Origin of the sequence: Streptomyces sp. NPDC058864, from assembly GCF_042742985.1 — a bacterium.
Lineage (GTDB): Bacteria > Actinomycetota > Actinomycetes > Streptomycetales > Streptomycetaceae > Actinacidiphila.
In genome coordinates this window covers 97037-123015 of the sequence record NZ_JBHYMQ010000006.1, presented here as the reverse complement: position 1 = coordinate 123015, position 25979 = coordinate 97037, and the positions used below count along the sequence as shown (strand labels likewise).

The window sequence follows — 25979 nt, the reverse complement described above, 5'->3', positions numbered from 1 at the left end:
CCCGGGCTCAGTCCTCGTCCGGGAGGACCATGTTCAGGGCCCACGAGACGATGCTGATGATCAGGCCGCCGAGGAACGCCGCCCAGAAGCCCTCGACGTGGAAGTCCAGGTCGAGCTCGCCGGAGATCCAGGAGGTCAGCAGCAGCATCAGGGCGTTGACGACCAGCGTGAACAAGCCGAGCGTCAGCACGAGCAGCGGCAGCGACAGCAGCTTCACCAGCGGCTTCACCAGCCAGTTGACCACGCCGAAGACCAGGGCGACGAGGATGAGGGTGAGGGCCTTGTGCCCGGTGTCGTCACCGGTGAGCGTGATGTTGCCCACGAGCCAGATGGCCACCAGCAGGGCTCCGGCGTTCGCGAGCGTCTTGACGACGAAGTTCATCATGGCTGAGATCGTCGCAGAAGCGATGGCACAGGCACAGGGGTGAAAGGGAGCGGCCAAGTGAAGGTGTTCCGGCTGGACGACCTGGAGGCCGAGCGGGCCGCCAACGACGGCGCGTACCTCGGCTTCCTGCGCGAGCGGAACATGTCCGCCGGGCTCTACGCCCTGGGGGCCGGGGAGCTCGACCCGCAGAAACCGCACGCGCAGGACGAGATCTACCTGGTCGTGAGCGGCCGCGCGCTGATCACCGTGGGGGAGGAGACGACGCACGTGGCGCGCGGCAGCGTGGTCTACGTCCCGGCCGGGGCGCCGCACCGCTTCCACCACGTCACCGAGGACCTGAAGGTCATGGTGGTCTTCTCGCCCCCCGAGGCCTGAGGGCCTCCGCCCCGGGGTTCCCGTAGGGGGAGGGTCAGGGACGGATGGGGACCACGGGGCCTCCGCGAAGGGGCGCCGCGGCCCTAGCCTGGGAGCGGAAGGACGACAAGGAGGAGGAAACGGTGAAGCTCTTCGAGGGCCTGCCCTGGTGGGTCAAGTGGGTCGCGGTGCCCGTGATCGCGATCGTGGTCTTCGGCGGCATGATCGCCAGCGCGATCGGGTTCCTGTTCTGGCTGCTGTTCAAGGTGCTGATCTTCGTGGCACTGGTCGGCGGCCTGGTGTACGTGGTCAAGAAGTTCACCTCGTCCTCGTCCGACTCCCGCGACAAGTGGTGACCCCGTGGGGCCCGGTGACCGGGCCCCACGGGACGTGCGCCGCTCAGTCCTGGAGCCGGACGCGCTCGGGGCTCCGCGGCGCCGCACCGTTCGGCGGCGCGACGTCGCCGCCGGCGCCGGTCGCGCCGTTCATCTGGGCGAGCAGCTGACGGGCCAGGCCCAGACCCGTGCCGCCCATGGTGAGTGCCTTGGCGAACATCTCCGACATCCCGTCGGCGCCGTTGAGCAGCACCATGTGGTCGACGTTGCCGAAGGCCTCGGCGCCCGCCCGGACGATCTCCGGCCAGTTCTCGGCCAGCTGCTGGGCGACGACCGCCTCCTGGTTCTCCGCCAGGGCCGCGGCCCGCGCCTTGATCGCCTCGGCCTCGGCCAGACCCCGGGCCTTCGCGGACTCGGCCTCCGCCAGACCCCGTGCCTGCGTCGCGGCGGCCTCGGCCTCGCCCGTGGCCCGGGTGGCCGCGGCGGTCGCCTCACCGCTGACCCTGGTCTGCTCCGCCTGCGCGGCCGCGGCCGTCTTGACGCGGTTCGCCTCGGCGGCGGCGGCCAGTTCGGTCTCCCGGGCCTTCGCCTCGGCCGCCGAGATGCGCGCGTCGCGCTCGGCCTCGGCCAGCGTCCGCTTCTCGTACGCGGAGGCGTCCGCCGGCTTGCGGACGTCCGCCTGCAGCTGCTGCTCCCGACGCTGCGCCTCCAGTTCCGCGACCCGGGTCTCCTGGACGACGACCTCCTGCCGGGCCGCCGCCTCCGCGAGCGGACCCGCCTGCCGGGAGGACGCGGTGGCCTTGTCCCGCTCGGCCATGTAACCCGCCTGCAGGATCTGGCTGTCACGGGTCGCCTCGGCCATGCGGGCCGCGGCCTGCTGCTCGGCCTCGGTGGCCAGCCGGTCCGCCTCCGCCTGCGCGATGCGGGCGTCCCGCTGCACGGCCGCGGCGTGCGGTGCGGCCAGATTGTTGATGTAGCCGGTCGGGTCGACGATCTCGTGGATCTGCAGCGAGTCGATGATCAGACCCAGCTTCTCCATCTCCGAACCCGACGCGGCGCGGGTCTCCGCGGTCAGCCGCTCCCGGTCCCGGATCATCTGCTCCACCGTCAGCCCGCCCACGATGGACCGCAGATGACCCGCGAAGACGTTGTGCACCCGCTCCGGCATGAACTTCTGCTGGTCCAGGAAGCGCCGCGCGGCGTTGGCGATCGACACCATGTCGTCGCCCACCTTGAAGATGACCACGCCGTGCACCTTCAGCGGGATGCCCTGCTGGGTGACGCAGTCCACGTTCAGCTCGGCCTCGTTGAGGTCGAGCGAGAGCCTGCGCACCGCCTGGACGCCGGGCAGGACCAGCGTTCCCCGTCCCGTGACGATGCGGAATCCCATCCCCTCCCCCACACCGTCCGTACGGTGCTTGGAACCGGAGATGACCAGTGCCTCGTTGGGCTCGGCGACCCGCCACATGAGCCTGAACAGGCCGACCAGAATGATGATCGCGACGAGCGCCCCGCCCGCCGCAACGCCGATCAGCATCGGCATACGCCCCCTTACGGATGGCCCCGATCGGGGCCGCGTACGGGAGTGTGCGCCTGTGGGTGACGGTGCGGTAGGTCCTGGCGGATCCTTGTCGCTTTCTTGACGTGGAGCAGACCGCTCCGCTCAGCCGTACGCGGGCGCCACGTACACGGTGCGCGGCGGCAGGTGCTCCACGACCACCACGACCGTGCCCTTCTCGATGCGCTCCCCGGCCGTCGCCGGGTACGCCAGGAACGCCTCCGCACCGCCCCGGACGTGCACGATCACCTCGCCGACCAGCCCCGGTCCGACCGTCCCGGTCACCCGGCCCTGCAGTCCGACCACGTTCCCCGCCCCTCCCGGTTCACTTGGCGCGCCGCCGGTGCCCGCGACCCGCGCCCGCGGGAACAGTGTCGCCGCTGCCGCGGTCCGCCGACACCACCAGGACGGCCAGCGCCGTCGTGAGCGGTACCGCCACCACCAGGCCGATGCTGCCCACCAGGGTCCGCACGATCTCCTCGGCGACCAGCTCGCTGCCCGCCACCGCCAGCACCCCGCGCTCCGCGATGGAGAAGAGCAGCAGCAGCGGCAGCGCCGCGCCCGCGTAGGCCAGCACCAGGGTGTTGACGACCGAGGCGATGTGGTCCCGCCCGATCCGCATCGCCGCCGAGTACAACCGGCGCCGGCTCGCCCCCGGGTCCGCCTCGCGCAGCTCCCACACCGCCGAGGTCTGGGTGACCGTCACATCGTCCAGGACGCCCAGCGAACCGATGATGATGCCGGCCAGCAGCAGGCCGCGGATCTCGATGTCCGGGTACAGGGAGTGGATCAGCCCGGTCTCGTCGGAGGTGTTGCCGCTGAGCAGCGCCCAGTCGATGAAGACCGAACCCAGGACGCCGATCAGCAGCAGCGAGCACAGGGTGCCCAGGACCGCCACCGAGGTACGGGCGTTGAGGCCGTGGCACATGTAGAGCGCGATCAGCATGATGGCGCTGCCGCCGATCACCGCCACCAGCAGCGGATTGCTGCCGTGCAGGATCGCCGGGAGGATGAACAGCGTCAGCACCGCGAAGCTGATGACCAGCGCCGCCAGCGCCAGGACCCCGCGCAGCCGCCCGACCACGACCACCACCGCGGCGAAGATCCCGGCCAGCAGCCACAGCGGGAAGGCCCGGTCGACGTCGGTCACCGAGTACTGCAGTTCGCGCGGCGCCTGCGGCGCGTACGCCAGCAGCACCTTCTGGCCCTCGGTGTAGTGCCGGGTCTGGGTCGGCTGCACGATCTCGGTGAAGGTACGGCCCGCGTCCTTGCCCGTGACCACCTCGATCGTCGCGCGCTCGCAGATCGCCGGGCCCGAAGGTGCCGACGTCGAGCCGGGAGAGGGCGCGGGGCCGGCGCCCGGTTCGGCGTTGACGTCCGAGCACTTGACGTCCTCGACCTTCACCACCCGCCCGGACTGCGTCTGCTGGTCGAAGCCGACGCCGGTGCGCTCGTGCTCCGGCACGCCGCCCGGCCACAGCACCACCAGACCGGCCACGACGGCCGCGACGAACGGGATCAGCACGGCGGCGATGACCTTGCGCAGGTGCCGGGAGACCGGCGGCACCGGGCCGTGGCCGTGGGAGTGACCGTGGGAGTGCGCGTGCGGTTGAGTGGAGTCCACGACCCGATCATCGCAACACCCCCTGGTGTGCGTCAGCGAGGACCCGCTAGCGTTGAGGCACCTTTGCAAACGCGGGAGCTCGGAGCACCGGGCTGAGAGGGCGCTGACCGGCCGAAGGCCGCCAGCTGCGCCGACCGCTGAACCTGTTACCGGGTAATGCCGGCGTAGGGAGTGGGTCTCATGACCATGCAGGATGCACACGCGCGCGAAATCGGCTGGCACAAGGGCTACATGACCGGGTCCCGCCCGGACGTGCAGGTCCCCGTCCGCCGGGTGCACCTGACCAACGGCCGGGACGTGACGCTGTACGACACGTCCGGCCCGTACACCGACCCGAACGTCACCACCGACGTCCGCCGCGGCCTGCCGCCGCTGCGGGAGAACTGGATCACCGCCCGCGGCGACACCGAGGAGTACCCCGGCCGCCCCGTCCGCCCCGAGGACGACGGCCTCAAGCACACCTCGCCCCGCGGCGGCCTGCGCAACCTCGACGCCGTCTTCCCCGGCCGTCCCCGCCTCCCCCGGCGCGGCCGGCCCGGACAGCCGGTGACCCAGCTCGCGTACGCACGGCGGGGCGAGATCACCCCGGAGATGGAGTACGTCGCGATCCGCGAGGGCGTCTCCCCCGAGGTCGTCCGCGAGGAGATCGCGGCGGGTCGGGCCGTCCTGCCGGCGAACGTCAACCACCCGGAGATCGAGCCGATGATCATCGGCAAGCGGTTCCTGGTGAAGGTCAACGCCAACATCGGCAACTCGGCGGTCACCTCCTCCATCGAGGAGGAGGTGGACAAGATGACCTGGGCCACCCGCTGGGGCGCCGACACGGTCATGGACCTCTCCACCGGCCGCAACATCCACACCACGCGCGAGTGGGTGCTGCGCAACTCCCCGGTCCCGATCGGGACCGTCCCCCTCTACCAGGCCCTGGAGAAGGTGGACGGCAAGGCCGAGGAACTGAGCTGGGAGATCTACAAGGACACCGTCGTCGAGCAGGCCGAGCAGGGCGTCGACTACATGACGGTCCACGCCGGTGTGCTGCTGCGGTACGTCCCGCTGACCGCCCGCCGCAAGACGGGCATCGTCTCCCGCGGCGGGTCGATCATGGCGGCCTGGTGCCTGGCGCACCACAAGGAGAGCTTCCTCTACGAGAACTTCGAGGAGCTCTGCGAGATCCTCGCCGCCTACGACGTCACGTACTCCCTGGGCGACGGCCTGCGGCCCGGCTCGATCGCGGACGCCAACGACGAGGCCCAGTTCGCGGAATTGCGCACGCTCGGCGAACTCAACACCGTCGCCAAGCGGCACGGTGTGCAGACCATGATCGAGGGGCCGGGGCACGTGCCCATGCACAAGATCAAGGAGAACATCGACCTCCAGCAGGAGATCTGCGAGGAGGCGCCGTTCTACACCCTCGGCCCGCTCACCACCGACATCGCGCCCGCCTACGACCACATCACCTCCGGCATCGGCGCCGCGATGATCGCCTGGTGGGGCACGGCCATGCTCTGCTACGTCACGCCCAAGGAGCACCTGGGCCTGCCCGACCGCGACGACGTCAAGACCGGTGTCATCACCTACAAGATCGCCGCCCACGCCGCCGACCTCGCCAAGGGCCACCCCGGCGCGCAGGAGTGGGACGACGCGCTCTCCGACGCCCGCTTCGAGTTCCGCTGGGAGGACCAGTTCAACCTGGCCCTCGACCCGGACACGGCTCGGGCGTTCCACGACGAGACGCTCCCGGCGGAGCCGGCCAAGACCGCGCACTTCTGCTCCATGTGCGGGCCGAAATTTTGTTCGATGAAGATCTCCCAGGACATCCGCCGCCAACACGGCGGCACCCCGGAGGAGATCGAGGCCGGAATGCTGGAGAAGTCCAAGGAGTTCGCGGCCTCGGGCAACCGGGTCTACCTCCCGATCGCCGACTGATCCGGGTTCCTCCGGCGGCCCGCCCCGGCGGGCCGCCGGAGCAACGGGCACGCCGACCGGGGCGAGCGTCCGGACCACGACCGGTGGGCCGCCCCGGCCCGCCGGGTCAGTCGGGTCTGTGGTCCGGGCCGCCGAAGTCGGGGCTGGAGAAGTCGGGGCTCGTGAAGTCCGGGCTGGTGAAGCGGTCCCCGGGCTCGGGGGAGGACTCGTGGCCGGGGCTGGAGAAGTCCGGGCGGGAGTAACCGAGCCGCGGCATCCGGGGGCTGCCGCCGCCGGTGGTCGCGGTGGGGGCGGTGGGCGCGGCGTCGGCGGCCTTGGCGAGGGCGTCGTCGAGGAAGGGCTGCAGCCCCCGCTCCAGCAGCGCCCGGCGCCACAGCTCACGGGCGAGCGCGACGTCGCGGGGCTCGTCGCCCGCGGGGTCGTGGAGGGCGGCCCGGCCGTTGCGCAGCGCGGTGAGCAGCAGTCCGACCATGCCGATGACGATGCCGCAGACGGCGACGGCCGCGAAGAGCCAGCCGGCCTGCCGCAGCGGCTGGGCGATCGCCGGTTCGGGGTGCCCGAAGCGCAGGGCGTACCCGAGCACGAGGAAGATGACGGCGGCCGTGCCCGCCAGGATCGGTGTGAGCACGGCGACGACGGCGAACAGCCCGGCACCCGAGCCGTCCGCGGCGACCGGGGCCGCCGCGGCCGCGTAGCCGAGGCCCGGCACGGTCGCGGTGCGGGCCTCGCGGCGCTGCTCCGCGAAGGCCTCGCGGACCTTGACGAACTGCTCGTACTCGGGCGCGGCGCAGGCCGAGATGGGCTCGGCCGCGTTGAGCGCCATGGTGCGCAACTGCTCGGCGTTGAGGCGGCTGTGCGCGTCGGCGAGGGCGGCCCGCGTGCCCTCCGAGTGCAGAGCCGTGTCGAGGGCTCGCTCGAACTCCGGGCGGTCCTCGGTCAGCAGGTGTGGAGCGCTGTTCATGTGCATCCCCCGATGCTCCGTCTCCGGTTCCTCCCGGGGTTCACGAAGGACGAAGGTCCGGTCCGGCTGGGCGGAAGCGGAGGAGAAGCTGCCTACGGATATCCCGATGGTAGAGCGCGGAGGTGACGCGGTGACAGAGTGTTTCCGGAAAATGGGGGTTTCGGGGTCTACAACGGCAGCTGTGCGACCAGGAGTTTGCCGTCCATGGTCACCCCGCCGTCCATGGCCACCGCCAGGTCCTCCGCGTACACGTGCGGCCCCTCGACGACCGCGGAGCGGTCCGGCTGCTCGGCGCCGGGCTCGGCCCCGGGCTCGCCGAGCAGGTACGGGATGGGGCTGTGACCGTGTACGACGCGGTGGCCGCCGTAGGTGTCCAGCAGCTCGCGGGCGGCCTGCGGGCCCGACTCGCCGCGGAAGGCGAAGCGCCGGGTGAACTTGCGGAACAGTTCCCAGCACTCGTCGGCGTCGCCACGCTGCAGGATGCCGGTGACGGCGTCGTTCATCGCGTCGATGGTGGTGCCGTACTCCAGGTACGCGGTCGTGTCGGAGTGCAGCAGCAGGTGGCCGTCGGTGAGGGCGGCCGCGTCCAGCCGGGACATCCAGGCGATGTGGTGGTCCTGCAGCCGCTCCATGTCGCTGGTCTGGCCGCCGTTGAGGCGCCAGGCGGCGAGGAAGGAGGCGGTGCCGGCGGCGGAGTTCACCGGGGTGTCGCCGAAGCGGTGGGCGCCGAGCAGCAGCAGTTCGTGGTTGCCCATGAGGGCCCTGGCGTATCCGCCGGCCGCGGCGGCCTCCGCGGACAGCTGCATGACGAGCTCGATCACGCCGATGCCGTCGGGGCCGCGGTCGGTGAAGTCGCCGAGGAACCACAGACGGGCGTTGCCGGCCGCCCAGTGGCCCTCGGAGTCGATCAGCCCCGTCGCGTACAGGGCCTCGTGCAGCCGGTCCAGGTAGCCGTGGACGTCGCCGACGGCGTACAGCGGGCCGAGCGCCCGGGTGTCGGCCGCGGTGACCACCGGGAGGTCGCGCTGCGTGGGCGTGTACTCCGGCGGCATCATCTGCTCGTCGATCACGGTCGGTTCGTGCCCGGCCGGATGTCCGGGCGGGGCCCCGACGGCATCGGCGGGGTGCGCCGACGGCGTCATGGGCGCAGCGTGCGCCACCGCCTCCGCGGGGTCCTGAGACCAGCCGTACGAGGTACCGGGCATGGGTCCCTGACCTGCCCCCTGAGTCATCGACCCCTCCACCGTCGCGCCACCATCCGCCCATCATAGGAATGACGCTGTCGTGGCGTGACACACCTGCTGATAGCGATTTCATCCGGTGCGGACAAATCCCCCCGGGGTGGACCCTTCTCGCCCCGGGGGCGCCCGTTCCTATCCTCCCGCGGGCCCGCGGGGCGGACTGATGGTGGTCCGCGGCGAGCGCCGCTGGGAGGAGGTGCGGACGATCAGGTCGGTCGGCATGACCTGCTGCACCGGGCGGCCCGCGTCCACGCCCTCGATGGCGTCGATGAGCAGCTGGACGACCGCGGTGCCGATCCGGCCCGGTTTGAGGGAGAGCGTGGTGATCGGGGGCTCGGTCGTCGCGTAGACCGTGCTCTCGCTGCAGCAGACCAGCAGGAGGTCGTCGGGCACGCGCAGCCCGTAGCGGCGGGCGGCGGCGAGCAGGTCGGTGCCGTTGGGGTCGAAGAGGCCGTAGACGGCGTCGGGACGGTCGGGCCTGGCCAGCAGGCGGTCCGCGGCGACGGCGCCGGCGCACGGGTCGTGGGCGGGGTAGGCCTCGACGACGGGCTCCTGGCCGATCCGCTCGCACCAGCTGAGGTAGGCGGTGGTGGACAGCCGGGTGTAGGTGTCGGTGCTGGTACCGGTGAGCAGGCCGATCCTGCGGGCCCCGGCCTCGGCGAGGTGCTCCAGGATGCCGAGCACGGCGGCCTCGTGGTCGTTGTCCACCCAGGCCCGGACGGGCAGGCTGCCGGTCGGACGGCCGTCGCTGACCACGGGGATGCCCTGCCGCACCAGCTCGGTGACCATCGGGTCGTGGTCGGAGGGGTCGATCACGACGGTGCCGTCCAGCGCGACGTTGCTCCACACGTCGTGCCGGGAGGAGGCCGGCAGGATGACCAGGGCGTAGCCGCGGGCGAGCGCGGCGGAGGTGGCGGCCCGGGCCATCTCGGCGAAGTAGGCGAACTCCGTGAAGGTGAAGGGTTCTTCCCCGTACGTCGTCACGGTCAGGCCGATCAGCCCCGACCGTCCGGTGCGCAGCGTGCGGGCGGCGGCGGAGGGGCGGTACCCCAGCCGGTCGGCGACCTCACGGACGTGACGGCGGGTGGCGTCGGGCAGTCGGCCCTTGCCGTTGAGCGCGTCGGAGACGGTGGTGATCGAGACCCCGGCCGCGGCGGCCACGTCCCTGATGCCGGCCCGCTCCAGCCGGCGTCCGACGGGCCGGCTCGCCTGGTGCTTCCCTGCTGCTGTCATGGCGTGGTGATAGTAGGGGTCGGGTGGTCCTTTCGCGGGGTGCCGGAGAAGGCGTTGACAGATACGTTTCCCCACCCGCGGCGCCGGGGGCGGCCGGGAAAGCGCAGGTGGCGGCCGGTGCCTACGGCAGGTCGCGGCTCCGTCACGGGGCGCCGCCGGCCCCGCCCCGCGCGGTGTGCGCGGCCATCAACTCACCCCTACGAGGGATGCGCGCCACCGCGCGCGCCACCGGCGCGCAGTGCGCGGCGCCACCTGCTCCGTTCGTCGTGAGCCCCTGCCCCACGCCCGTGTGCCGCAAGGCCTCCCCCGGCCGGGCGGGCGCTCGTATGGTGTGGGGCATGAGCCCCAAACTGCGCCGCGAACTGGACGGCATCCCCACGTACAAGCCGGGCAGACCCCCGGCCGTGGATGACGGAGTGACCGCTTACAAGCTGTCCTCCAACGAGAACCCCTACGCGCCGCTGCCGGGTGTCCTGGAGGCGGCCACCGCCGCCGCGGAGAACTTCAACCGCTACCCGGACATGGCGTGCACGGCCCTCCACGCCGAACTGGCGCACCGCTTCGGCGTGCCGGTGGAGCACATCGCGACGGGCACCGGCTCGGTCGGTGTCGCGCAGCAGTTGCTGCAGTCGACCGCGGGACCGGGTGACGAGGTCGTCTACGCCTGGCGGTCCTTCGAGGCCTATCCGATCATCACGCAGATCACCGGGGCGGCCTCGGTGCGCGTGCCGCTGGACGCGGAGGAGACCCACGACCTGGACGCGATGGCCGCGGCGATCACCGACCGGACGCGGCTGGTCTTCGTCTGCAACCCCAACAACCCCACCGGCACCGTGGTCCGCCGGGCCGCGCTGGAGCGCTTCCTGGACCGCGTCCCGCCCGACGTGCTGGTCGTGCTGGACGAGGCGTACAAGGAGTTCATCCGCGACCCGGAGGTGCCGGACGGCGTCGAGGTCTACCGCGACCGTCCCAACGTGGCGGTGCTGCGTACCTTCTCCAAGGCGTACGGGCTCGCCGGACTGCGCGTGGGGTTCGCGATCGCGCACGAGCCGGTCGCCGCGGCGCTGCGCAAGACGGCCGTCCCCTTCGGCGTGAGCCAGCTCGCCCAGGACGCGGCGGTGGCCTCGCTGCGCGCGGAGGCGGCGCTGCTGCAGCGGGTCGACGCGCTGGTCACCGAGCGGACCCGGGTGTTCGACGGGCTGACCGCGCAGGGCTGGACGGTGCCGGAGACGCACGCCAACTTCGTGTGGCTGCGGCTGGGGGAGCGCACCACCGACTTCGCCGCGGCCTGCGAGCGGGCCGGCGTCACCGTCCGTCCGTTCGCGGGGGAGGGAGTGCGGATCACGGTCGGCGAGGAGGCCGCCAACGACGTCCTGCTCCGCACGGCGGAGGCCTTCCGGAAGGAGCTGTGACCGTCCCCTCGCAGTGTCCCGGGTGCCACGGGGCGTCGTAGCATGCCCCCTTTCGCCCCCTCCCACCCCCCGGTGTGAGGGGGCGAAAGCGTGTGCGGCATACTGAGCTTGTGAATGCGTTCACTTTCACAAGCTCGGCATGTTAGGAGGCGTGACGTGGACCTGGCACTGGACTCCGTTGCCGTCGCGCGATGGCAATTCGGCATCACGACCGTCTACCACTACCTCTTCGTCCCCCTCACGATCTCCCTCGCCGCCCTCACCGCCGGCCTCCAGACCGCCTGGGTGCGCACGGGCAAGGAGAAGTACCTCCGGGCGACCAAGTTCTGGGGCAAGCTCTTCCTGATCAACATCGCCATGGGCGTGGCCACCGGCCTGGTCCAGGAGTTCCAGTTCGGCATGAACTGGTCGGACTACTCGCGCTTCGTCGGCGACGTGTTCGGCGCCCCGCTCGCCTTCGAGTCACTCATCGCCTTCTTCTTCGAGTCCACCTTCATCGGCCTGTGGATCTTCGGCTGGGACAAGCTCCCGCAGAAGCTCCACCTGGCCTGCATCTGGCTGGTCTCGCTGGGCACGATCCTGTCCGCGTACTTCATCCTCGCCGCGAACTCCTGGATGCAGCACCCGGTCGGCTACCGCTACAACAAGGTCACCGGCCGAGCGGAGCTGACCGACTTCTGGGCGGTGCTCAGCCAGAACACCACCCTCGTCGTGGTCTTCCACACGCTGACCGCGGCCTTCCTGACCGGCGCCGCCTTCATGATCGGCATATCGGCCTACCACCTGGCCCGGCGCAAGCACGTGGCCGTCATGCGGACCTCGCTGCGCCTCGCCCTGGTCACCGCGGTCGTCGCCGGCCTGCTCACCGCGATCAGCGGCGACCGGCTGGGCAAGGTCATGTACGAGCAGCAGCCGATGAAGATGGCCGCGGCCGAGGCCCTGTGGGACGGCGAGGCCCCGGCACCCTTCTCGATCTTCGCCTACGGCGACGTCGAGAAGGGCCACAACTCCGTGGCCGTCGAGGTCCCCGGCCTGCTGTCCTTCCTCGCCCACGACGACTTCGACTCGTACGTCCCCGGCATCAACGACGTCAACAAGGCCGAACAGGAGAAGTACGGTCCCGGCGACTACCGGCCGAACATCCCGGTCGCCTACTGGGGCTTCCGCTGGATGATCGGCTTCGGCATGACCTCCTTCGCGGTCGGCCTGGCGGGACTCTGGCTCACCCGCCGCAGGTTCTGGCTCGCCGAGGACCTGCGCACCGCCGAGGACGAGCCGCCGCGGCTGATGCTCACCAGGAACACCGCCCTCTCCCCGGCGCTGTCCCGCTGGTACTGGCGGATCGGGCTGCTCACCATGGGCTTCCCGCTGATCGCCAACTCCTGGGGCTGGATCTTCACCGAGAACGGCCGCCAGCCGTGGGTGGTGTACGGACTGCTGCGCACCGAGGACGCGGTCTCCCCCGGCGTCTCCACCGCCGAGATGCTGACCTCGCTGATCGTCCTCACCGCGCTCTACGCCGTCCTCGCCGTCGTCGAGGTCAAGCTCCTGGTCAAGTACGCCAAGGCCGGGCCGCCCGAGCTCACCGAGGCCGACCTGAATCCCCCCACGAAGATCGGCGGCGACGCCGACCGCCCGATGGCCTTCTCGTACTAGGGAGAGACGGCATGCACCTCCACGACGTCTGGTTCGTCCTCATCGCGGTCCTGTGGACCGGCTACTTCTTCCTCGAGGGCTTCGACTTCGGCATCGGCGTCCTCACCCGGCTGCTCGCCCGCGACCGCCCCGAGCGGCGGGTGCTGATCAACACCATCGGCCCGGTCTGGGACGGCAACGAGGTCTGGCTGATCACCGCCGGCGGCGCCACCTTCGCCGCCTTCCCCGAGTGGTACGCCACCCTCTTCTCCGGCTTCTACCTGCCGCTCCTGGCGATCCTGCTCTGCCTGATCGTCCGGGTCGTCGCCTTCGAGTACCGGGCCAAGCGCAGCAGCGAACGCTGGCAGACCGCCTGGGAGCAGGCGATCTTCTGGACCTCACTGCTCCCCGCGTTCCTGTGGGGCGTGGCGTTCGCCAACATCGTGCACGGGGTGGAGATCGACGCCTCGGGCGAGTACACCGGCGGGGTCCTGGACCTGCTCGGCCCCTACGCCCTGCTCGGCGGGCTCGTCACGCTCAGCCTCTTCACCTTCCACGGCGCGGTCTTCGCGGCGCTGAAGACCCTCGGCGACATCCGCGCCCGCGCCCGCCGCTTCGCCACCCGGGCCGGAGCGGTCACCGCGGTGCTCGCGGTCGCCTTCCTGGCCTGGACGCAGGGCAGCGGCGGCGACGCCTGGAGCCTGGCCGCCGCGGCCGTCGCCGTTCTCGCGCTGCTCGCCGCGTTGGGCGCCAACCTGAGGGGCCGCGAGGGCTGGGCGTTCGCCTTCTCCGGGGTCACCGTCGTCGCCGTGGTGGCGATGTTCTTCCTGGTGCTCTTCCCGGACGTCATGCCCTCCACGCTGGACCCGGCGTGGAGCCTGACGGTGGAGAACGCCTCCTCGACCCCGTACACGCTGAAGATCATGACCTGGTGCGCCGCGATCGCGGCCCCGCTGGTCGTGCTCTACCAGGCATGGACGTACTGGGTGTTCCGCAAGCGGATCGGCACCCAGCACATCGCCGAAGCGCACTGAGGAGCTGTTTCACGTGAAACCCGTCGACCCCCGGCTCCTGAGGTACGCCCGCGCGACCCGTGTGTTCCTCGCCGTCTCCGTCCTGCTCGGTCTCGCCGGTGCGGGCCTGGTCATCGCGCAGGCGATGATCGTCGCGGAGATCGTCGTCGGGGGTTTCGAGGACGGTCTCGACGCCGGGGCGCTGCGCACCCCGCTGCTGCTGCTCGCCGGCGTCGCGGCCGGCCGGGCGGCCGTCTCCTGGCTCACCGAACTGTGCGCGCACCGCGCCTCCGCAGCCGTCAAGTCCCAGCTGCGCACGCGGCTGCTGGAGCACGTCACCGCGCTCGGCCCGGCAGGCCTCACCGAGCGTCGCACCGGGGAGCTCACCGCTCTCGCCACCCGGGGAATCGACGCCCTGGACGGATACTTCGCCCGCTATCTGCCCCAACTGGGCCTGGCCGTCGTGGTGCCCGCCGCCGTCCTCGCCCGCATCGTCACCGAGGACTGGATCTCGGCGCTCACCATCGCCCTGACGCTCCCCCTCATCCCGGTCTTCATGGTCCTCATCGGCTGGGCCACCCAGGCCCGCATGGACCGTCAGTGGCAGTTGCTCGCCCGGTTGTCCGGCCACTTCCTCGACGTCGTGGCCGGCCTGCCCACCCTCAAGGTCTTCGGCCGGGCCAAGGCCCAGGCCGAGTCCATCCGCGCCATCACCGCCGACCACCGGCGCGCCACGATGCGGACGCTGCGCATCACCTTCCTCTCCTCCTTCGCCCTGGAACTGCTCTCCACCATCTCCGTCGCCCTGGTCGCCGTCGGCGTCGGCATGCGGCTGGTCCACGGCGAACTCGACCTCCGCACCGGGCTGGTCATCCTCGTCCTGGCGCCCGAGGCGTACCTGCCGCTGCGCCAGGTGGGCGCGCACTACCACGCGGCCGCCGAGGGGCTCTCCGCCGCGGACGAGGTCTTCGCCGTCCTGGAGACCGCGCCGCCCCGCCGCGGCACGGCTCCGGCCCCCGATCTGCGGACCGCGGTCGTCGAACTGGACCGGGTCGCCGTGCAGGGCCGCCTCGGCCCGGTCTCCCTGCGGGTCTCCCCCGGCGAGACGATCGCCCTCACCGGCCCCAGCGGTATCGGCAAGAGCACCCTGCTCTCCGTGCTGCTGGGCTTCACCGAGCCGACCTCGGGACGGGTGCTGGCCGGCGGCACCGACCTCGCCGCCCACGACCCGGCCGGCTGGCACCGGCAGATCGCCTGGGTCCCCCAGCGGCCGCACCTGTTCGCCGGGACCATCGCCGACAACGTACGGCTGGCCCGGCCGGACGCGAGCCCGGCCGAGGTCCGCGCCGCGCTCCGGGACGCCGGCGCCCCGGAACTCGACCCCGCGACGGCGGTCGGCGAGGGCGGGGCCGGGCTCTCCGCCGGCCAGCGGCAACGCGTCGCGCTGGCCCGGGCGTTCCTCGCCGACCGGCCGCTGCTGCTGCTCGACGAGCCCACGGCGGCCCTGGACGGCGAGACCGAGGCGGCCGTGGTCGACGCCGTCCGGCGGCTCGCGACGGGTCGCACGGTGCTGCTCGTGGTCCACCGTCCCGCGCTGCTCGCCGTGGCGGACCGCACGGTACGGCTCGACGGCGCTCCGCGGCGCGCCGTGCCGGCCGCCGCCGAGCGCCCCGCCCGGACCGCGGCCGCCGCGCCCGCCCCCGAACCCCTGGGCGCCGCCCACGCCGTCGCCCCGCCGGCGTCCTCTCCGTCCTCCCCGTCCTCCCCGGCCCCCGCCCCGCTGACCCGGGTGCGCCGGACGGCCTCGCCGCTGCGGCCGCGGTTCGCCCTCGCGCTGCTGCTCGGCACCCTCGCCCTGCTGAGCGCCGTCGGTCTGATGGCGACCTCGGCCTGGCTGATATCCCGGGCCTCCCAGCAACCGCCGGTCCTGTACCTGATGGTCGCGGTCACCGCGACCCGGGCCTTCGGGATCGGCCGGGCGGTCTTCCGCTACGCCGAGCGCCTGGTCGCGCACGACGCCGTCTTCCGCGCCCTCGCCGACCTCAGGGTCACGGTGTACGGCCGGCTGGAACGGCTTGCACCCGCAGCGCTGCGGGACACCCGGCGCGGCGACCTGCTCTCCCGCCTGGTCGCCGACGTGGACGGCCTGCAGGACTACTTCCTGCGCTGGCTGCTCCCGGCCGGCGCCGCCGTGCTCACCGGCACCGCGGCGGCCGCGTTCACCACGTGGCTGCTGCCCGGCGCCGGAGCGGCGTTGGCGGTGGGACTGCTCACCGCGGGCGCGGCCGTACCGGCCGCGTCCGCGGCCCTCGCCCGGCGCGCCGAACGCGCCCTCGCCCCCGCCCGCGGCGAACTGGCGGCCCAGGTGGTCGAGGTCCTCACCGGCACCGCCGAACTGACCGTCGCCGGGGCACTGCCGGGGCGCCGCGCCAAGGCGGCCGAGGCGGACCGCGTGCTCACCCGGATCGCGGCCCGGTCCGCGGCCGGCGCGGCGCTCGGGGCCGGGCTCAGCGCACTGGTCAGCGGACTCACCGTCACGGTCTGCGCCTGGGCGGGCGTGCGGGCGGTGGCAGGCGGCGGACTGTCCGGGGTCGCGCTCGCGGTCGTCGTGCTCACCCCGCTCGCCGCCTTCGAGGCGGTGGCGGCCATGCCGCTCGCCGCGCAGTACCGGCAGCGCAGCCGGCAGGCGGCGCGGCGCGTCCACGACGTGCTCGACACCCCCGAGCCCGTACGGGAGCCGGAACACCCCGCGGCCGCGCCCGCCGGACCCCACCCCCTGGTGCTGCGCGGGCTCACCGCCCGCCACCCGGGGCAGCCGCGGCCCGCGCTGGACGGCGTCGGTCTGGAGCTGACCCCCGGTCGCCGGATCGCCGTCGTGGGCCCCTCCGGATCGGGCAAGACGACCCTCGCCCATGTGCTGCTGCGCTTCCTGGACGTCGAAGCGGGCACGTACACCCTCGCGGGCACTGACGCCACGTCCCTCGACGGCGACGCGGTGCGCCGCCTGGTCGGCCTGTGCGCCCAGGACGAGTACGCCTTCGACAGCACGGTCCGGGAGAACCTGCGCCTGGCCCGCCCCGGCGCGGACGACGCGGAACTGCGGAAGGCGCTCGCCGCGGCCCGGCTCGACCTGGACCTCGACCTGCCGGTCGGCGAGCACGGCACCCGCCTGTCCGGCGGCCAGCGCCAGCGCCTGGCGCTGGCCCGCGCGCTGCTCGCCGACTTCCCCGTCCTGGTGCTCGACGAGCCGGCCGAACACCTCGACCTGCCCACCGCCGACGCCCTGACCGCCGATCTGCTGGCCGCGACCACGGGCCGGACGACCGTGCTGATCACCCACCGCCTCACCGGTCTGGAGGAGGTCGACGAGATCCTCGTCCTCGACCGCGGCCGGGTCGTCCAGCGCGGTACGCACCCGGAGCTGGCCGCCGCCGACGGCCCGTTCCGCCGCGGACTGGACCGCGAGCGCGCGGCCGGAGCACCGGGCGCGCCGGAGCCGGAGTCGATCACGGCGTAGGACGCGGCACCGCCCTAGGCTCGCCGTATGGCAGAACCACTGGCCAAGCTGCTGGACGCCGTCGGCTCGGTCACCAGCGCGCTGCTGGCGGACGAACAACCGGGCGAGGACGCGCTCGACGTCGTCGCCGAGCAGGCCCGCGCGCTCGTGGGGGCCGACGCGGGGCTGGTGCTGCTGCCGACCGTCGAGGGAGGCCTCGAGGTGGTCGCCGTCTCGGCCGAGCAGCCCGCGGGCCTGGTCGGCACGGTGCTCGAGGCGGACAGCCCGCCCGTGGCACCGCTGATGGCGGGCGAGCCGGTGTTCGTGGAGGACGCCTCGGCCGACGACCGGATGACCACGGCGATCGCCCCGCGCTTCGGCGCCTGCATGATCCTGCCGCTGCAGAGCAGCGGCCATGTGATGGGCGCGCTCGCGCTGCCCAGGACGCACGGCGTGCCGGGCTTCACCGAGGACGAGCGCTTTGTGGCCACCCAGTTCGCGGCGCAGGCGGCGCTTGCCCTGCTGCTCGCGGACGCGCAGCGCGACCGCAACCGGCTGGCCGTCTACGAGGAGCGCGACCGGATCGCCCGCGACCTGCACGACCTCGTCATCCAGCGGCTCTTCGCGACGGGCCTGATGCTCCAGGGGGCCCGGCGCAAGGCGCTCCCGCCGGACGCCGAGGAGGGCATCGCGCACGCGGTCGAGGAACTGGACGCCACCATCCAGGAGGTGCGGACGGCGATCTTCGCGCTGCAGCAGGAGCCAGGGGACGACGCACCGTCGGGACTGCGCGCCCAGGTGCTGCGCGAGACCGGCTCCGCCGCGCGTGGCCTGGGCTTCCCGCCCTCCGTCCGCTTCGTCGGACCCGTCGACCACCGGGTCGGCGCGCTCAGCGCCCGCAACCTCGTGGCGGCGCTGCGCGAGGCGCTGTCCAACGTGCAGCGGCACGCGGGCGCCACCTGGGTCGAGGTGGTGCTCGACGCCACCGCCGTGCTCGCCGACGGCCGCGAGGGGGTGCGGCTCATCGTCTCCGACGACGGCGTCGGCATCCCCGAGACCGGGCGGCGCAGCGGGCTGCGCAACCTCGCCCGCCGCGCGGAGTCGCTCGGCGGCGAGTCCACCTTCGGGCCGGGGCCGGACGGCAAGGGCACCACGCTGGCCTGGGAGGCGCCCCTGTGAGCCGGCCGGGCGGGGTCAGCGGGCGGCGAGGATCCGCTCGATGACGCGGGCCACGCCGTCCTCCTCGTTCGCCGCGGTGCGGTGCGTCGTGGCGGCCAGCACGTCGGGGTGGGCGTTGGCGACGGCGTAGGAGGTGCCCGCCCAGGACAGCATGGCGAGGTCGTTGGGCATGTCCCCGAAGGCCACCACCTCCTCGGCTGCGATGCCGAGGTCCGCGCAGCAGCGCGCGAGCGTCGTCGCCTTGCTGACCCCCGTGCCGCTGATCTCCAGCAGCGCCGACGCGCTGGACCTGGTGATCTCGGCGTGCTCCCCGGCCACCGCGCGCGCGGTGCGCAGGAACACGTCCGGGTCGATGGAGGGGTGTTTGGCCAGCAGCTTCAGCACGGGCTGGCCCTGCCGCGCGCCGTCCAGCAGGTGCTCCACCGGGGCGACGACCGCGTCGGGGGCGGGCGCGTACGGCGGGTACTCCGGCTCGTACGCGAAACCGCCGGTCAGCTCGACGGCGAAGGTCGTGCCGGGGACGGCGGTGCGCAGGGCCGCGATGACCGCGAGGGCGTCCCGCGGGTCGAGGGGGTAGGCCGCCAGCAGCCGCCTGCCGCGGTGCAGGTCGTAGACGGCGGCGCCGTTGGCGCATATCGCCATGCCGTGGCCGGCGGTGTGCGCGGCGACGACGTCCATCCACCGGGCGGGGCGGCCGGTGACGAAGAAGACCTCGATGCCCGCGGCCTCGGCGTCCGCCAGGGCGGCGATCGTCCGGGCCGAAACGGTCTTGTCGTCGCGCAGGAGCGTGCCGTCCAGATCGGTGGCGATCAGCCGCGGCGCGGGGGCCGCGAGGGTGGCGTCCGGGGTCCGGGGATGCTGGGTGGCTGAGGTCACCGACCCATGGTCCCCCATGTGCGTGCATATGACAGCAGGCGGGTGCGGAGTGCGATCACCGCCACACTCTCCGTCGCCGTTGTCAGTGCCGGGTGCCACCATCTCGCCATGGCCCTTCTGCGTTGTGAAGAGCAGCCCGACCGGGAACCGGTGCTCCTGGCCGACGCTCTGCCGACCGTCGTGGACGGCATCCGCCTGGCCGCGCGCACCGCGATACCCGTCGTCGACCCGGCGGCCGGCACCGCCACGACCTGCGGCCGGTGCGCCTGCGCCGCCCACCGCCACCGCACCGCCGGCGGTCACTGGATCCTGGTCGAGCCCGGCGAGTGGCCCCTGGCCGCCGTCCCGGCCGGCCGCCGCTGGCGCATCGCGGGCGACGGCACGGCGGTCAACCTGCGTGCCGCCGTGCCCTCCGACACCTGCCGGATCAGCCATTTCGACGTCTGTCCCGCGGGCCCGCCGCCCGCGGCGTCGCCCGTGCTGCTCGGCCAGTGGCGGCGCAACGCCCGCCGCCGGCTCAACTGAGCTGGGCCGGCGCCTCGGTGGCGATGCGCTCGAAGACCTTCTCGTCCGCCGCGTAGACGGAGTCCGGTACCGGCCAGTGGAGCACGATCTCCGTGATGCCGGCCTCCGCGTAGCGGCCCGCGAAGTCGACGAAGGCGTCGAGCGACTCCAGCGGGCGCTCGGCCGTGGACCCGGTCAGCAGGATGCGGTCGAGCTCGCCCGGATCGCGCTCGATCTCCGCGCAGGCGATCTCCAGCTGGTCGTACTGGTGCGAGACGACCTCGGGGCACTTGTCCACCGGCACGTCCGCCGGGCCCTTCGGGTCGCCGTAGGTCACCCATGCCTGGCCGTAGCGTGCCGCCAGCCGCAGTCCGCGCGGGCCGGTCGCCGCCACCGCGAAGGGCACCCGGGGCCGCTGCACGCAGCCGGGGACGTTCCGCACCTCGTGCGCCGAGTAGAACTCGCCCTCGTAACTCACCACCGGCTCCGTCAGCAGCCGGTCCAGCACGGCGACGAACTCGCCGAAGCGGTCGGCCCGTTCGCGCGGGGTCCACGCGACCTGGCCCAGCGCGGTCGCGTCGTAGCCCACCCCGCCGGCGCCGATGCCGAGCGTCAGCCGCCCGTCGCTGACGTCGTCGAGGGTGATCAGCTCCTTGGCGAGCGTCACCGGGTGCCGGAAGTTCGGCGAGGTCACGAGCGTGCCCAGCCGGATCCGCTCCGTCGCCGCGGCCGCCGCCGTCAGCGTCGGCACCGCCCCGAACCACGGGCCGTCGCGGAAGCTCCGCCACGACAGGTGGTCGTAGGTGTAGGCGGAGTGGAAGCCGAGCTCCTCGGCCCGCCGCCACACCTCCCGCCCCTGCTCGTGCCAGCGGTAGATCGGCAGGATCACAGTGCTCAGGCGCATGTTCCCCACCCTACGGGGTGGCCCTCGGAGCGCCCGGTCCGAAGCGGTCGGGTGATCGGGCCGGCAGCCGCCGTCCGGTGGAAACCCCTCGGCGAGCCGGGCCCGCCCGGCCGGTGCCCGCGCACGTCACGGGAGCGCGGGACCGCCCCGCAGGCGCCCCGGCCGGATCCTCGACCGCTACCCCGAGGGGTGAGGGGCCGCAACTCGGGGCGCACCGCGCCGAAAGGCCGTGGCCGGAGCGGCCGCCCGGGGCACGGCTGGGCCACCCGGGTGGTGTTGATCGGAATATCGGCACCCTCGGGGTGCGGCACCGAGGATTTCGTGCTCACTTCCGCATCATCGGATTAGTCGCTCCCGACTCACCGAAGGAAGTGAGAGGTCATGGCTGCCAACAACCATGTCAGGACGTTCTGGGACGTCTTCGTGACGCTCCTGCTCAAGATGGTCGCGTACTTCGGGTTCGCCGTCCCGGCGTCGCGTAGCACGGCTCCGGCCGCGCCGCGACCGGAGACCGTCCCCGGCACCCGGTTCCTGCCGACCGCCGAGGCGGTGCAGCGCTGGGCACCGGCCCCGCGGACGGAACCGGCGCCACAACCCGTGGCCGTGGGTGCCGCCGCGTCCGGTACCGGACTGCGCGTCGAACCAGGCCTCCGCGTCGAACCGGGGCTCCGTTCCGAACCGGGCCTCCGTGCCGCGCCCGCCCGACGCACATCCGAGGTCCCGCCGTCCCGCAGCGCGTCGCGTCGGTCGTCCCTCACGCCGTACCGCGACGAACCCGTCGTGCCCGAGCCGTCCGCACCCTTCGTCCCGGCGCCCTGTCTGACCGCCGCGGCCGACGCCCAGTCCCTGCCGCCGACGATGAAGCAGCGCATCCGCGCCGAGGCCCACGGCGCCTCGCCCGTGGCCCGCGTGCGCACCCGTCCGATCGGCGACGCCGGCCTCGATCCCGCGCTGAGCGACGTGACCGAGGCCCCGGCCCGTACCCCCCGCCGCGAGTGGGCGCTCTGCGCATGACCGCCGCGGACGCACGTGACCAGCCGGTACGGCATGCCGCACGGCCTCCGTTGACGGAACGTCAAGCCGTACCGCCCCCGAAGTCCCCGCAGGACCGCGTCGAGCGGACCGTCCGAGGACAAGCGCACCAGCACCAGCACCGGCACGGCGCCGGACACGGCGCCCGCTCCAGCGCAACCGTCCGGACTCCCCGGACGACGGTCGCACACACGGCCCCGGCCCGGAGCACGGCGGTGAGCACGACCCCCGGCACCACCCGGAGCAGGACCACGAGCACGAGAACGAGCACGAGAACGAGGACGACGATGCCGGAGACGACCCGCACCCCCGAGGCTGTGACGGTCACCGCCGGCCCGACCCGGCCCCACCCGCGGGCCACGGACCGTCCGGTCGCCGACTCGCCCGCGCACGACGGCGGCCCCCACCGCCGCATCCGCGCGTACGGCGAGGCAGGCACACCCACGCACCGCACACCCACGCATCGCACACCCCCGCACCTCCCACGCGAGCGACGTACACGCACATCCGTGCATCCGCACCCGTGCCCGCATGCGCGCCCGCACCCCACGACCCGACGCAGCACCACGCGGCAGCACCGCGGGGTCCGGCCCGTCGGGGGCGACCGGTGGAGCCGACCGTGCTCCCGGACGACGCCCCGCCACGGCTGAACCGCGCGACCCGCAGGAGGAAACCCGGCAAGACGGACGTGAGCATCGCCTCCCCTACGGGGAGGTCAACCCGAAGGACTACGCACAACCGCCCCCCAGACTGACGACGGGGTGTGGCCCGCGCCACTAGGTTCGTGGCGTGACTGTGATCGCTACCGAAAGCCTGACGAAGCGGTACCCGAGGGTGACCGCTCTGGACCGGCTCACCGTCGACATCGCACCCGGCGTGACCGGGTTGGTCGGTGCCAACGGAGCCGGCAAGTCGACCCTGATCAAGATCCTCCTCGGGTTGGCGCCGGCCACGGAAGGCCGGGCCGCCGTCCTGGGCATGGATGTGGCGACAGAGGGCGCGGCGATCCGCGCCCATGTGGGCTACATGCCGGAGCACGACTGCCTGCCCCCGGACGTGTCGGCGACGGAGTTCGTCGTCCACATGGCCCGCATCTCGGGGCTGCCGCCGGCCGCCGCGCGCGAGCGCACCGCGGACACGCTCCGCCACGTCGGCCTGTACGAGGAGCGGTACCGCCCCATGGGCGGGTACTCCACGGGCATGAAGCAGCGGGTGAAACTGGCCCAGGCGCTGGTCCACGACCCCCGGCTGGTGCTGCTCGACGAGCCGACGAACGGGCTGGACCCCGTCGGCCGTGACGACATGCTCGAGCTGATCCGCCGCGTCCACACCGAGTTCGGCATCTCCGTGCTGGTCACCTCGCACCTGCTCGGTGAACTGGAGCGCACCAGCGACCACATCGTCGTCATCGACGGCGGCTCCCTCCTGCGCTCCTCCTCGACCAGCGACTTCACGCAGGCGACCGCCTCGCTCACCGTCGAGGTCACCGAGCACGAGGACGAGCTGGTGGAGAAGCTGACCGCCGCCGGGCTCAACGCGCACGCGGACGGCCGGCTGGTCATGGTCGACATCGACGGGGACGAGACGTACGACGCGGTCCGCGACGCGGTCGCGGAGCTCGGCACGGGCCTGGTGCGCATGGAGCAGCACCGGCACCGCATCGCCGAGATCTTCCGGGGAGGGGACGAGCATGACGCAGCTTGAGGGCAGGCCGCCCGCCGCCGACGTCATCCACGACATCGGCTACCGGCACTACGACGGCCCGCGCCTGGGCCGTGGGTACGCGCGCAAGTCGCTGTACGTCCAGAGCCTGCGCAGCGCGTACGGGCTCGGCCGTTCGGCGAAGTCCAAGGTGCTGCCGATGATCCTGCTGGCCGTGATGTGCGGCCCGGCCGCGATCATGGTCGCGGTCGCGATCGGCACCAAGGCGACCAAGCTGCCGATCGAGTACACCCAGTACGTGATCATCATGCAGGCGGTCATCGGCCTCTACCTGGCCGCACAGGCTCCGCAGTCCGTCTCGCTCGACCTGCGGTTCAAGACGACCCCGCTGTACTTCTCCCGTCCGATCGAGGCGGTCGACTACGTCGCGTCGAAGTTCGCGGCGCTGACCACGGCGCTGTTCATCCTCACCGGGACGCCGCTGCTGGTCATGTACATCGGGGCGCTGCTGGCCAAGTTCGACGTGAGCGACCAGAGCGCGGGCTTCGCCAAGGCGATGCTCGCCGCGCTGCTGCTGTCGATGCTGTTCTCGGGCATCGGCCTGGTCATCGCGGCGCTGACGCCGCGCCGGGGCTTCGGCGTCGCCGCGGTCATCGCCGTGTTCACGCTCTCGTACGGCGCGGTGAGCAGCGTCCAGGGCGTGGCCTCCATCAACGGCAACGAGACCGTGATCGCCTGGCTGGGCCTGTTCTCGCCGATCACGCTGATCGACGGCACGCAGACCTGGTGGCTGGGCGCGACCTCCAGCTTCGTCGAAGGCGCGGGCCCGAAGACCGCGGTCGTCGGCACGGTCTACCTCCTCGTCCTCCTCGCCGTGATCGCCGGCTCCTTCGGCCTGCTGATGCGCCGCTACCGAAAGGCCGTTCTGTCGTGACCACCCTGTCCATCGACCATGTGTCCCGCTGGTTCGGCAACGTCGTCGCCGTCAACGACGTGACGATGACGATCGGCCCCGGCGTCACCGGCCTGCTCGGCCCCAACGGCGCGGGCAAGTCCACCCTGATCAACATGATGGGCGGTTTCCTGGCCCCCTCGGCCGGCACCGTCACCCTCGACGGCGCCACGGTCTGGCGCAACGAGCAGGTGTACCGGCACATCGGCATCGTCCCCGAGCGCGAGGCGATGTACGACTTCCTGACGGCCCGCGAGTTCGTGGTCGCCAACGCCGAGCTGCACGGGCTGGCCGATCCGGGGGCGGCGGCGCAGCGCGCCCTGGCCACGGTCGAGATGGAGTTCGCCCAGGACCGCCCGGTCTCCACGTACAGCAAGGGCATGCGGCAGCGCGCCAAGATGGCCTCCGCGCTGGTGCACGACCCGTCGGTGCTGCTGCTGGACGAGCCCTTCAACGGCATGGACCCCCGGCAGCGGCTGCACCTGATGGACCTGCTGCGGCGGATGGGCGCCGAGGGCCGCACGGTGCTGTTCTCCTCGCACATCCTGGAGGAGGTCGAGCAGCTGGCGAGCCACATCGAGGTGGTGGTCGCCGGACGGCACGCCGCCTCGGGCGACTTCCGCAAGATCCGCCGGCTCATGACGGACCGGCCGCACCGCTACCTGGTGCGCTCCAGCGACGACCGGGCGCTCGCCGCCGCGCTGATCGCGGACGGTTCCACGGCCGCCATCGAGCTGGACTGGAAGGAGCGGGCGCTGCGCATCCAGGCGATCGACTTCGCCGGCTTCACCGAGCTGCTGCCGCGCGTCGCGCGGGAGCGGGGCATCCGGCTCTACACGGTCTCGCCGTCCGACGAGTCCCTGGAGAGCGTCTTCTCCTACCTGGTCACGGCGTAGGCACACGGCTGTAAGGAGCTCCGATGTTCAATCCCACCGTGGCCAGGCTGACCTACCGGGGGCTGCTGGGCCGCCGCCGGGCCCTGGTCCTGTTCGCCCTGCCCGCGCTGCTGATCCTGATCTCCGTGGCGGTGCGGGTGCTGGTCGGCGCCGACGACTCCATCGCGAGTTCGGTGCTGGGCGGTTTCGCGCTGGCGACGATGGTGCCGCTGGTCGGCGTGATCGCCGGCACCGGCGCCATCGGGCCGGAGATCGACGACGGCTCGATCATCTACCTGCTGGCCAAGCCGGTGCGGCGGCCGACGATCATCGTCACGAAGCTGCTGGTCGCCATCGCGGTGTCGGTGGTCTTCTCGGCGGTGCCGACCCTGATCGCCGGGTTCATCCTCAACGGCAACAGCCAGGGCATCGCGGTCGCGTTCACCGCCGCCGCGGCGGTCGCCTCCGTCACGTACGCGGCGATCTTCCTGCTGCTGGGCGTGGTGACCCGGCAGGCGGTGGTCTTCGGCCTGGTCTACGCGCTGATCTGGGAGTCGCTGATCGGCAGCCTGGTGCCGGGGGCGCGCACGCTGAGCGTGCAGCAGTGGGCCCTGGCGCTGGCCCAGAGGATCGCCGGCGAGGGCATGGTGACCTCCGACGTGGGGCTGCCGCTCGCGGTGGTGCTGCTGGTCGGCGTCACCCTCGCCGCGACGGCCTTCGCGGGGCAGCGGATGCGGTCGCTGACGCTGGCCGGCGAGGAGTGATCGTTCCGGCCTAGGGCCCGTTCCCCCGTAAGCCGCCCGGGTGGTCTTCTTCCGCCCG

At 72.7% G+C, this 25979-nt stretch carries 23 protein-coding genes; 14 read left to right on the top strand and 9 right to left on the bottom strand.

Going from position 1 to position 25979, the window contains the following annotated elements; all coding sequences use genetic code 11:
- Nucleotides 1-7 precede the first annotated feature (7 nt).
- Complete coding sequence (locus ACFW3D_RS07320; RefSeq protein WP_500502414.1) at nt 8-385, bottom strand: phage holin family protein; 378 nt, start codon at nt 383-385, stop codon at nt 8-10.
- A 57-nt stretch (nt 386-442) separates the two neighbouring features.
- Here ACFW3D_RS07320 and ACFW3D_RS07315 point away from each other — a divergent pair, with 57 nt between their 5' ends.
- Complete coding sequence (locus ACFW3D_RS07315) at nt 443-760, top strand: cupin domain-containing protein (RefSeq protein ID WP_500502412.1); 318 nt, start codon at nt 443-445, stop codon at nt 758-760.
- 122 nt (nt 761-882) lie between these two features.
- Nucleotides 883-1095 carry a DUF5326 family protein gene (locus tag ACFW3D_RS07310; protein WP_500502411.1) on the top strand — a complete coding sequence of 71 codons (213 nt, stop codon included), beginning with the start codon at nt 883-885 and terminating at the stop codon, nt 1093-1095.
- A 43-nt stretch (nt 1096-1138) separates the two neighbouring features.
- Here the strand turns inward: ACFW3D_RS07310 and ACFW3D_RS07305 are convergent, their stop codons facing one another.
- The 3 genes from ACFW3D_RS07305 to ACFW3D_RS07295 all read right to left on the bottom strand — a co-directional run bounded on the left by ACFW3D_RS07305 (nt 1139) and on the right by ACFW3D_RS07295 (nt 4256).
- Nucleotides 1139-2617, bottom strand: a complete 1479-nt coding sequence (locus ACFW3D_RS07305; protein WP_500502408.1) for an SPFH domain-containing protein — start codon at nt 2615-2617, stop codon at nt 1139-1141.
- A 120-nt stretch (nt 2618-2737) separates the two neighbouring features.
- Nucleotides 2738-2938, bottom strand: coding sequence for an NfeD C-terminal domain-containing protein (locus tag ACFW3D_RS07300; protein WP_018558188.1), 201 nt, complete (start codon nt 2936-2938; stop codon nt 2738-2740).
- Between the two features lie 19 nt (nt 2939-2957).
- Nucleotides 2958-4256, bottom strand: coding sequence for a YibE/F family protein (locus tag ACFW3D_RS07295; protein WP_500502406.1), 1299 nt, complete (start codon nt 4254-4256; stop codon nt 2958-2960).
- A gap of 180 nt (nt 4257-4436) precedes the next feature.
- Between ACFW3D_RS07295 and thiC the strand changes: the two genes are divergently transcribed.
- Nucleotides 4437-6182: a phosphomethylpyrimidine synthase ThiC gene (gene thiC / locus ACFW3D_RS07290; protein ID WP_500502404.1), complete on the top strand. Its 1746-nt coding sequence runs from the start codon at nt 4437-4439 to the stop codon at nt 6180-6182.
- Between the two features lie 106 nt (nt 6183-6288).
- On the opposite strand, the gene ACFW3D_RS07285 is transcribed toward thiC, so the two are convergent.
- The 3 genes from ACFW3D_RS07285 to ACFW3D_RS07275 form a co-directional block, all read right to left on the bottom strand.
- Entirely contained in the window at nt 6289-7149 is an 861-nt protein-coding gene (locus ACFW3D_RS07285) for a hypothetical protein (protein ID WP_500502402.1), read from the bottom strand.
- Between the two features lie 161 nt (nt 7150-7310).
- On the bottom strand, nt 7311-8348 hold the full coding sequence (locus ACFW3D_RS07280) for a metallophosphoesterase (RefSeq protein WP_500502399.1): 1038 nt from the start codon (nt 8346-8348) through the stop codon (nt 7311-7313).
- A gap of 168 nt (nt 8349-8516) precedes the next feature.
- Complete coding sequence (locus ACFW3D_RS07275) at nt 8517-9617, bottom strand: LacI family DNA-binding transcriptional regulator (RefSeq protein ID WP_500502397.1); 1101 nt, start codon at nt 9615-9617, stop codon at nt 8517-8519.
- Between the two features lie 338 nt (nt 9618-9955).
- Between ACFW3D_RS07275 and hisC the strand changes: the two genes are divergently transcribed.
- The 5 genes from hisC (at nt 9956) to ACFW3D_RS07250 (ending at nt 18352) form a co-directional block, all read left to right on the top strand.
- Nucleotides 9956-11029 carry a histidinol-phosphate transaminase gene (hisC, locus tag ACFW3D_RS07270; protein WP_500502394.1) on the top strand — a complete coding sequence of 358 codons (1074 nt, stop codon included), beginning with the start codon at nt 9956-9958 and terminating at the stop codon, nt 11027-11029.
- Nucleotides 11030-11185: 156 nt separating this feature from the next.
- The gene (locus ACFW3D_RS07265; protein ID WP_500502392.1) at nt 11186-12685 is read left to right on the top strand and encodes a cytochrome ubiquinol oxidase subunit I; all 1500 of its coding nucleotides are present in this window, start codon (nt 11186-11188) and stop codon (nt 12683-12685) included.
- Between the two features lie 11 nt (nt 12686-12696).
- Complete coding sequence (gene cydB / locus ACFW3D_RS07260; protein ID WP_500502389.1) at nt 12697-13698, top strand: cytochrome d ubiquinol oxidase subunit II; 1002 nt, start codon at nt 12697-12699, stop codon at nt 13696-13698.
- A gap of 13 nt (nt 13699-13711) precedes the next feature.
- On the top strand, nt 13712-17194 hold the full coding sequence (cydD, locus tag ACFW3D_RS07255; RefSeq protein WP_500502387.1) for a thiol reductant ABC exporter subunit CydD: 3483 nt from the start codon (nt 13712-13714) through the stop codon (nt 17192-17194).
- A 27-nt stretch (nt 17195-17221) separates the two neighbouring features.
- On the top strand, nt 17222-18352 hold the full coding sequence (locus ACFW3D_RS07250; protein WP_500502384.1) for a GAF domain-containing sensor histidine kinase: 1131 nt from the start codon (nt 17222-17224) through the stop codon (nt 18350-18352).
- Between the two features lie 15 nt (nt 18353-18367).
- Here the strand turns inward: ACFW3D_RS07250 and ACFW3D_RS07245 are convergent, their stop codons facing one another.
- Complete coding sequence (locus ACFW3D_RS07245) at nt 18368-19228, bottom strand: HAD family hydrolase (protein WP_500502382.1); 861 nt, start codon at nt 19226-19228, stop codon at nt 18368-18370.
- Nucleotides 19229-19336: 108 nt separating this feature from the next.
- Here ACFW3D_RS07245 and ACFW3D_RS07240 point away from each other — a divergent pair, with 108 nt between their 5' ends.
- Nucleotides 19337-19753: a DUF6083 domain-containing protein gene (locus ACFW3D_RS07240; RefSeq protein WP_500502380.1), complete on the top strand. Its 417-nt coding sequence runs from the start codon at nt 19337-19339 to the stop codon at nt 19751-19753.
- On the opposite strand, the gene ACFW3D_RS07235 is transcribed toward ACFW3D_RS07240, so the two are convergent.
- Entirely contained in the window at nt 19746-20636 is an 891-nt protein-coding gene (locus ACFW3D_RS07235; protein ID WP_500502378.1) for an LLM class flavin-dependent oxidoreductase, read from the bottom strand. The genes ACFW3D_RS07240 and ACFW3D_RS07235 overlap by 8 nt on opposite strands.
- 381 nt (nt 20637-21017) lie before the next feature.
- Between ACFW3D_RS07235 and ACFW3D_RS07230 the strand changes: the two genes are divergently transcribed.
- The 5 genes from ACFW3D_RS07230 to ACFW3D_RS07210 all read left to right on the top strand — a co-directional run bounded on the left by ACFW3D_RS07230 (nt 21018) and on the right by ACFW3D_RS07210 (nt 25921).
- Complete coding sequence (locus tag ACFW3D_RS07230; protein WP_500502376.1) at nt 21018-21650, top strand: DUF6344 domain-containing protein; 633 nt, start codon at nt 21018-21020, stop codon at nt 21648-21650.
- An 807-nt stretch (nt 21651-22457) separates the two neighbouring features.
- The gene (locus tag ACFW3D_RS07225) at nt 22458-23372 is read left to right on the top strand and encodes an ABC transporter ATP-binding protein (protein ID WP_499512942.1); all 915 of its coding nucleotides are present in this window, start codon (nt 22458-22460) and stop codon (nt 23370-23372) included.
- Nucleotides 23359-24264 carry an ABC transporter permease gene (locus ACFW3D_RS07220; protein ID WP_500502373.1) on the top strand — a complete coding sequence of 302 codons (906 nt, stop codon included), beginning with the start codon at nt 23359-23361 and terminating at the stop codon, nt 24262-24264. The genes ACFW3D_RS07225 and ACFW3D_RS07220 overlap by 14 nt, the downstream gene beginning before the upstream one ends.
- Entirely contained in the window at nt 24261-25178 is a 918-nt protein-coding gene (locus ACFW3D_RS07215; RefSeq protein WP_431958914.1) for an ABC transporter ATP-binding protein, read from the top strand. Before ACFW3D_RS07220 ends, ACFW3D_RS07215 begins: the two co-directional genes overlap by 4 nt.
- Before the next feature lie 23 nt (nt 25179-25201).
- Entirely contained in the window at nt 25202-25921 is a 720-nt protein-coding gene (locus ACFW3D_RS07210) for an ABC transporter permease subunit (RefSeq protein WP_500502371.1), read from the top strand.
- The last annotated feature ends 58 nt before the right edge of the window (nt 25922-25979 follow it).

What these genes read in the sequence shown, in the direction of transcription:
- ACFW3D_RS07320 (WP_500502414.1), bottom strand. Translation starts at nt 385, where the DNA reads ATGATGAACTTCGTCGTCAAGACGCTCGCGAACGCCGGAGCCCTGCTG.
- ACFW3D_RS07305 (WP_500502408.1), bottom strand. Translation starts at nt 2,617, where the DNA reads ATGCCGATGCTGATCGGCGTTGCGGCGGGCGGGGCGCTCGTCGCGATC.
- thiC (WP_500502404.1), top strand. Translation starts at nt 4,437, where the DNA reads ATGACCATGCAGGATGCACACGCGCGCGAAATCGGCTGGCACAAGGGC.
- ACFW3D_RS07285 (WP_500502402.1), bottom strand. Translation starts at nt 7,149, where the DNA reads ATGCACATGAACAGCGCTCCACACCTGCTGACCGAGGACCGCCCGGAG.
- ACFW3D_RS07280 (WP_500502399.1), bottom strand. Translation starts at nt 8,348, where the DNA reads ATGCCCGGTACCTCGTACGGCTGGTCTCAGGACCCCGCGGAGGCGGTG.
- ACFW3D_RS07275 (WP_500502397.1), bottom strand. Translation starts at nt 9,617, where the DNA reads ATGACAGCAGCAGGGAAGCACCAGGCGAGCCGGCCCGTCGGACGCCGG.
- hisC (WP_500502394.1), top strand. Translation starts at nt 9,956, where the DNA reads ATGAGCCCCAAACTGCGCCGCGAACTGGACGGCATCCCCACGTACAAG.
- cydB (WP_500502389.1), top strand. Translation starts at nt 12,697, where the DNA reads ATGCACCTCCACGACGTCTGGTTCGTCCTCATCGCGGTCCTGTGGACC.
- ACFW3D_RS07250 (WP_500502384.1), top strand. Translation starts at nt 17,222, where the DNA reads ATGGCAGAACCACTGGCCAAGCTGCTGGACGCCGTCGGCTCGGTCACC.
- ACFW3D_RS07240 (WP_500502380.1), top strand. Translation starts at nt 19,337, where the DNA reads ATGGCCCTTCTGCGTTGTGAAGAGCAGCCCGACCGGGAACCGGTGCTC.
- ACFW3D_RS07235 (WP_500502378.1), bottom strand. Translation starts at nt 20,636, where the DNA reads ATGCGCCTGAGCACTGTGATCCTGCCGATCTACCGCTGGCACGAGCAG.
- ACFW3D_RS07230 (WP_500502376.1), top strand. Translation starts at nt 21,018, where the DNA reads ATGGCTGCCAACAACCATGTCAGGACGTTCTGGGACGTCTTCGTGACG.
- ACFW3D_RS07220 (WP_500502373.1), top strand. Translation starts at nt 23,359, where the DNA reads ATGACGCAGCTTGAGGGCAGGCCGCCCGCCGCCGACGTCATCCACGAC.
- ACFW3D_RS07210 (WP_500502371.1), top strand. Translation starts at nt 25,202, where the DNA reads ATGTTCAATCCCACCGTGGCCAGGCTGACCTACCGGGGGCTGCTGGGC.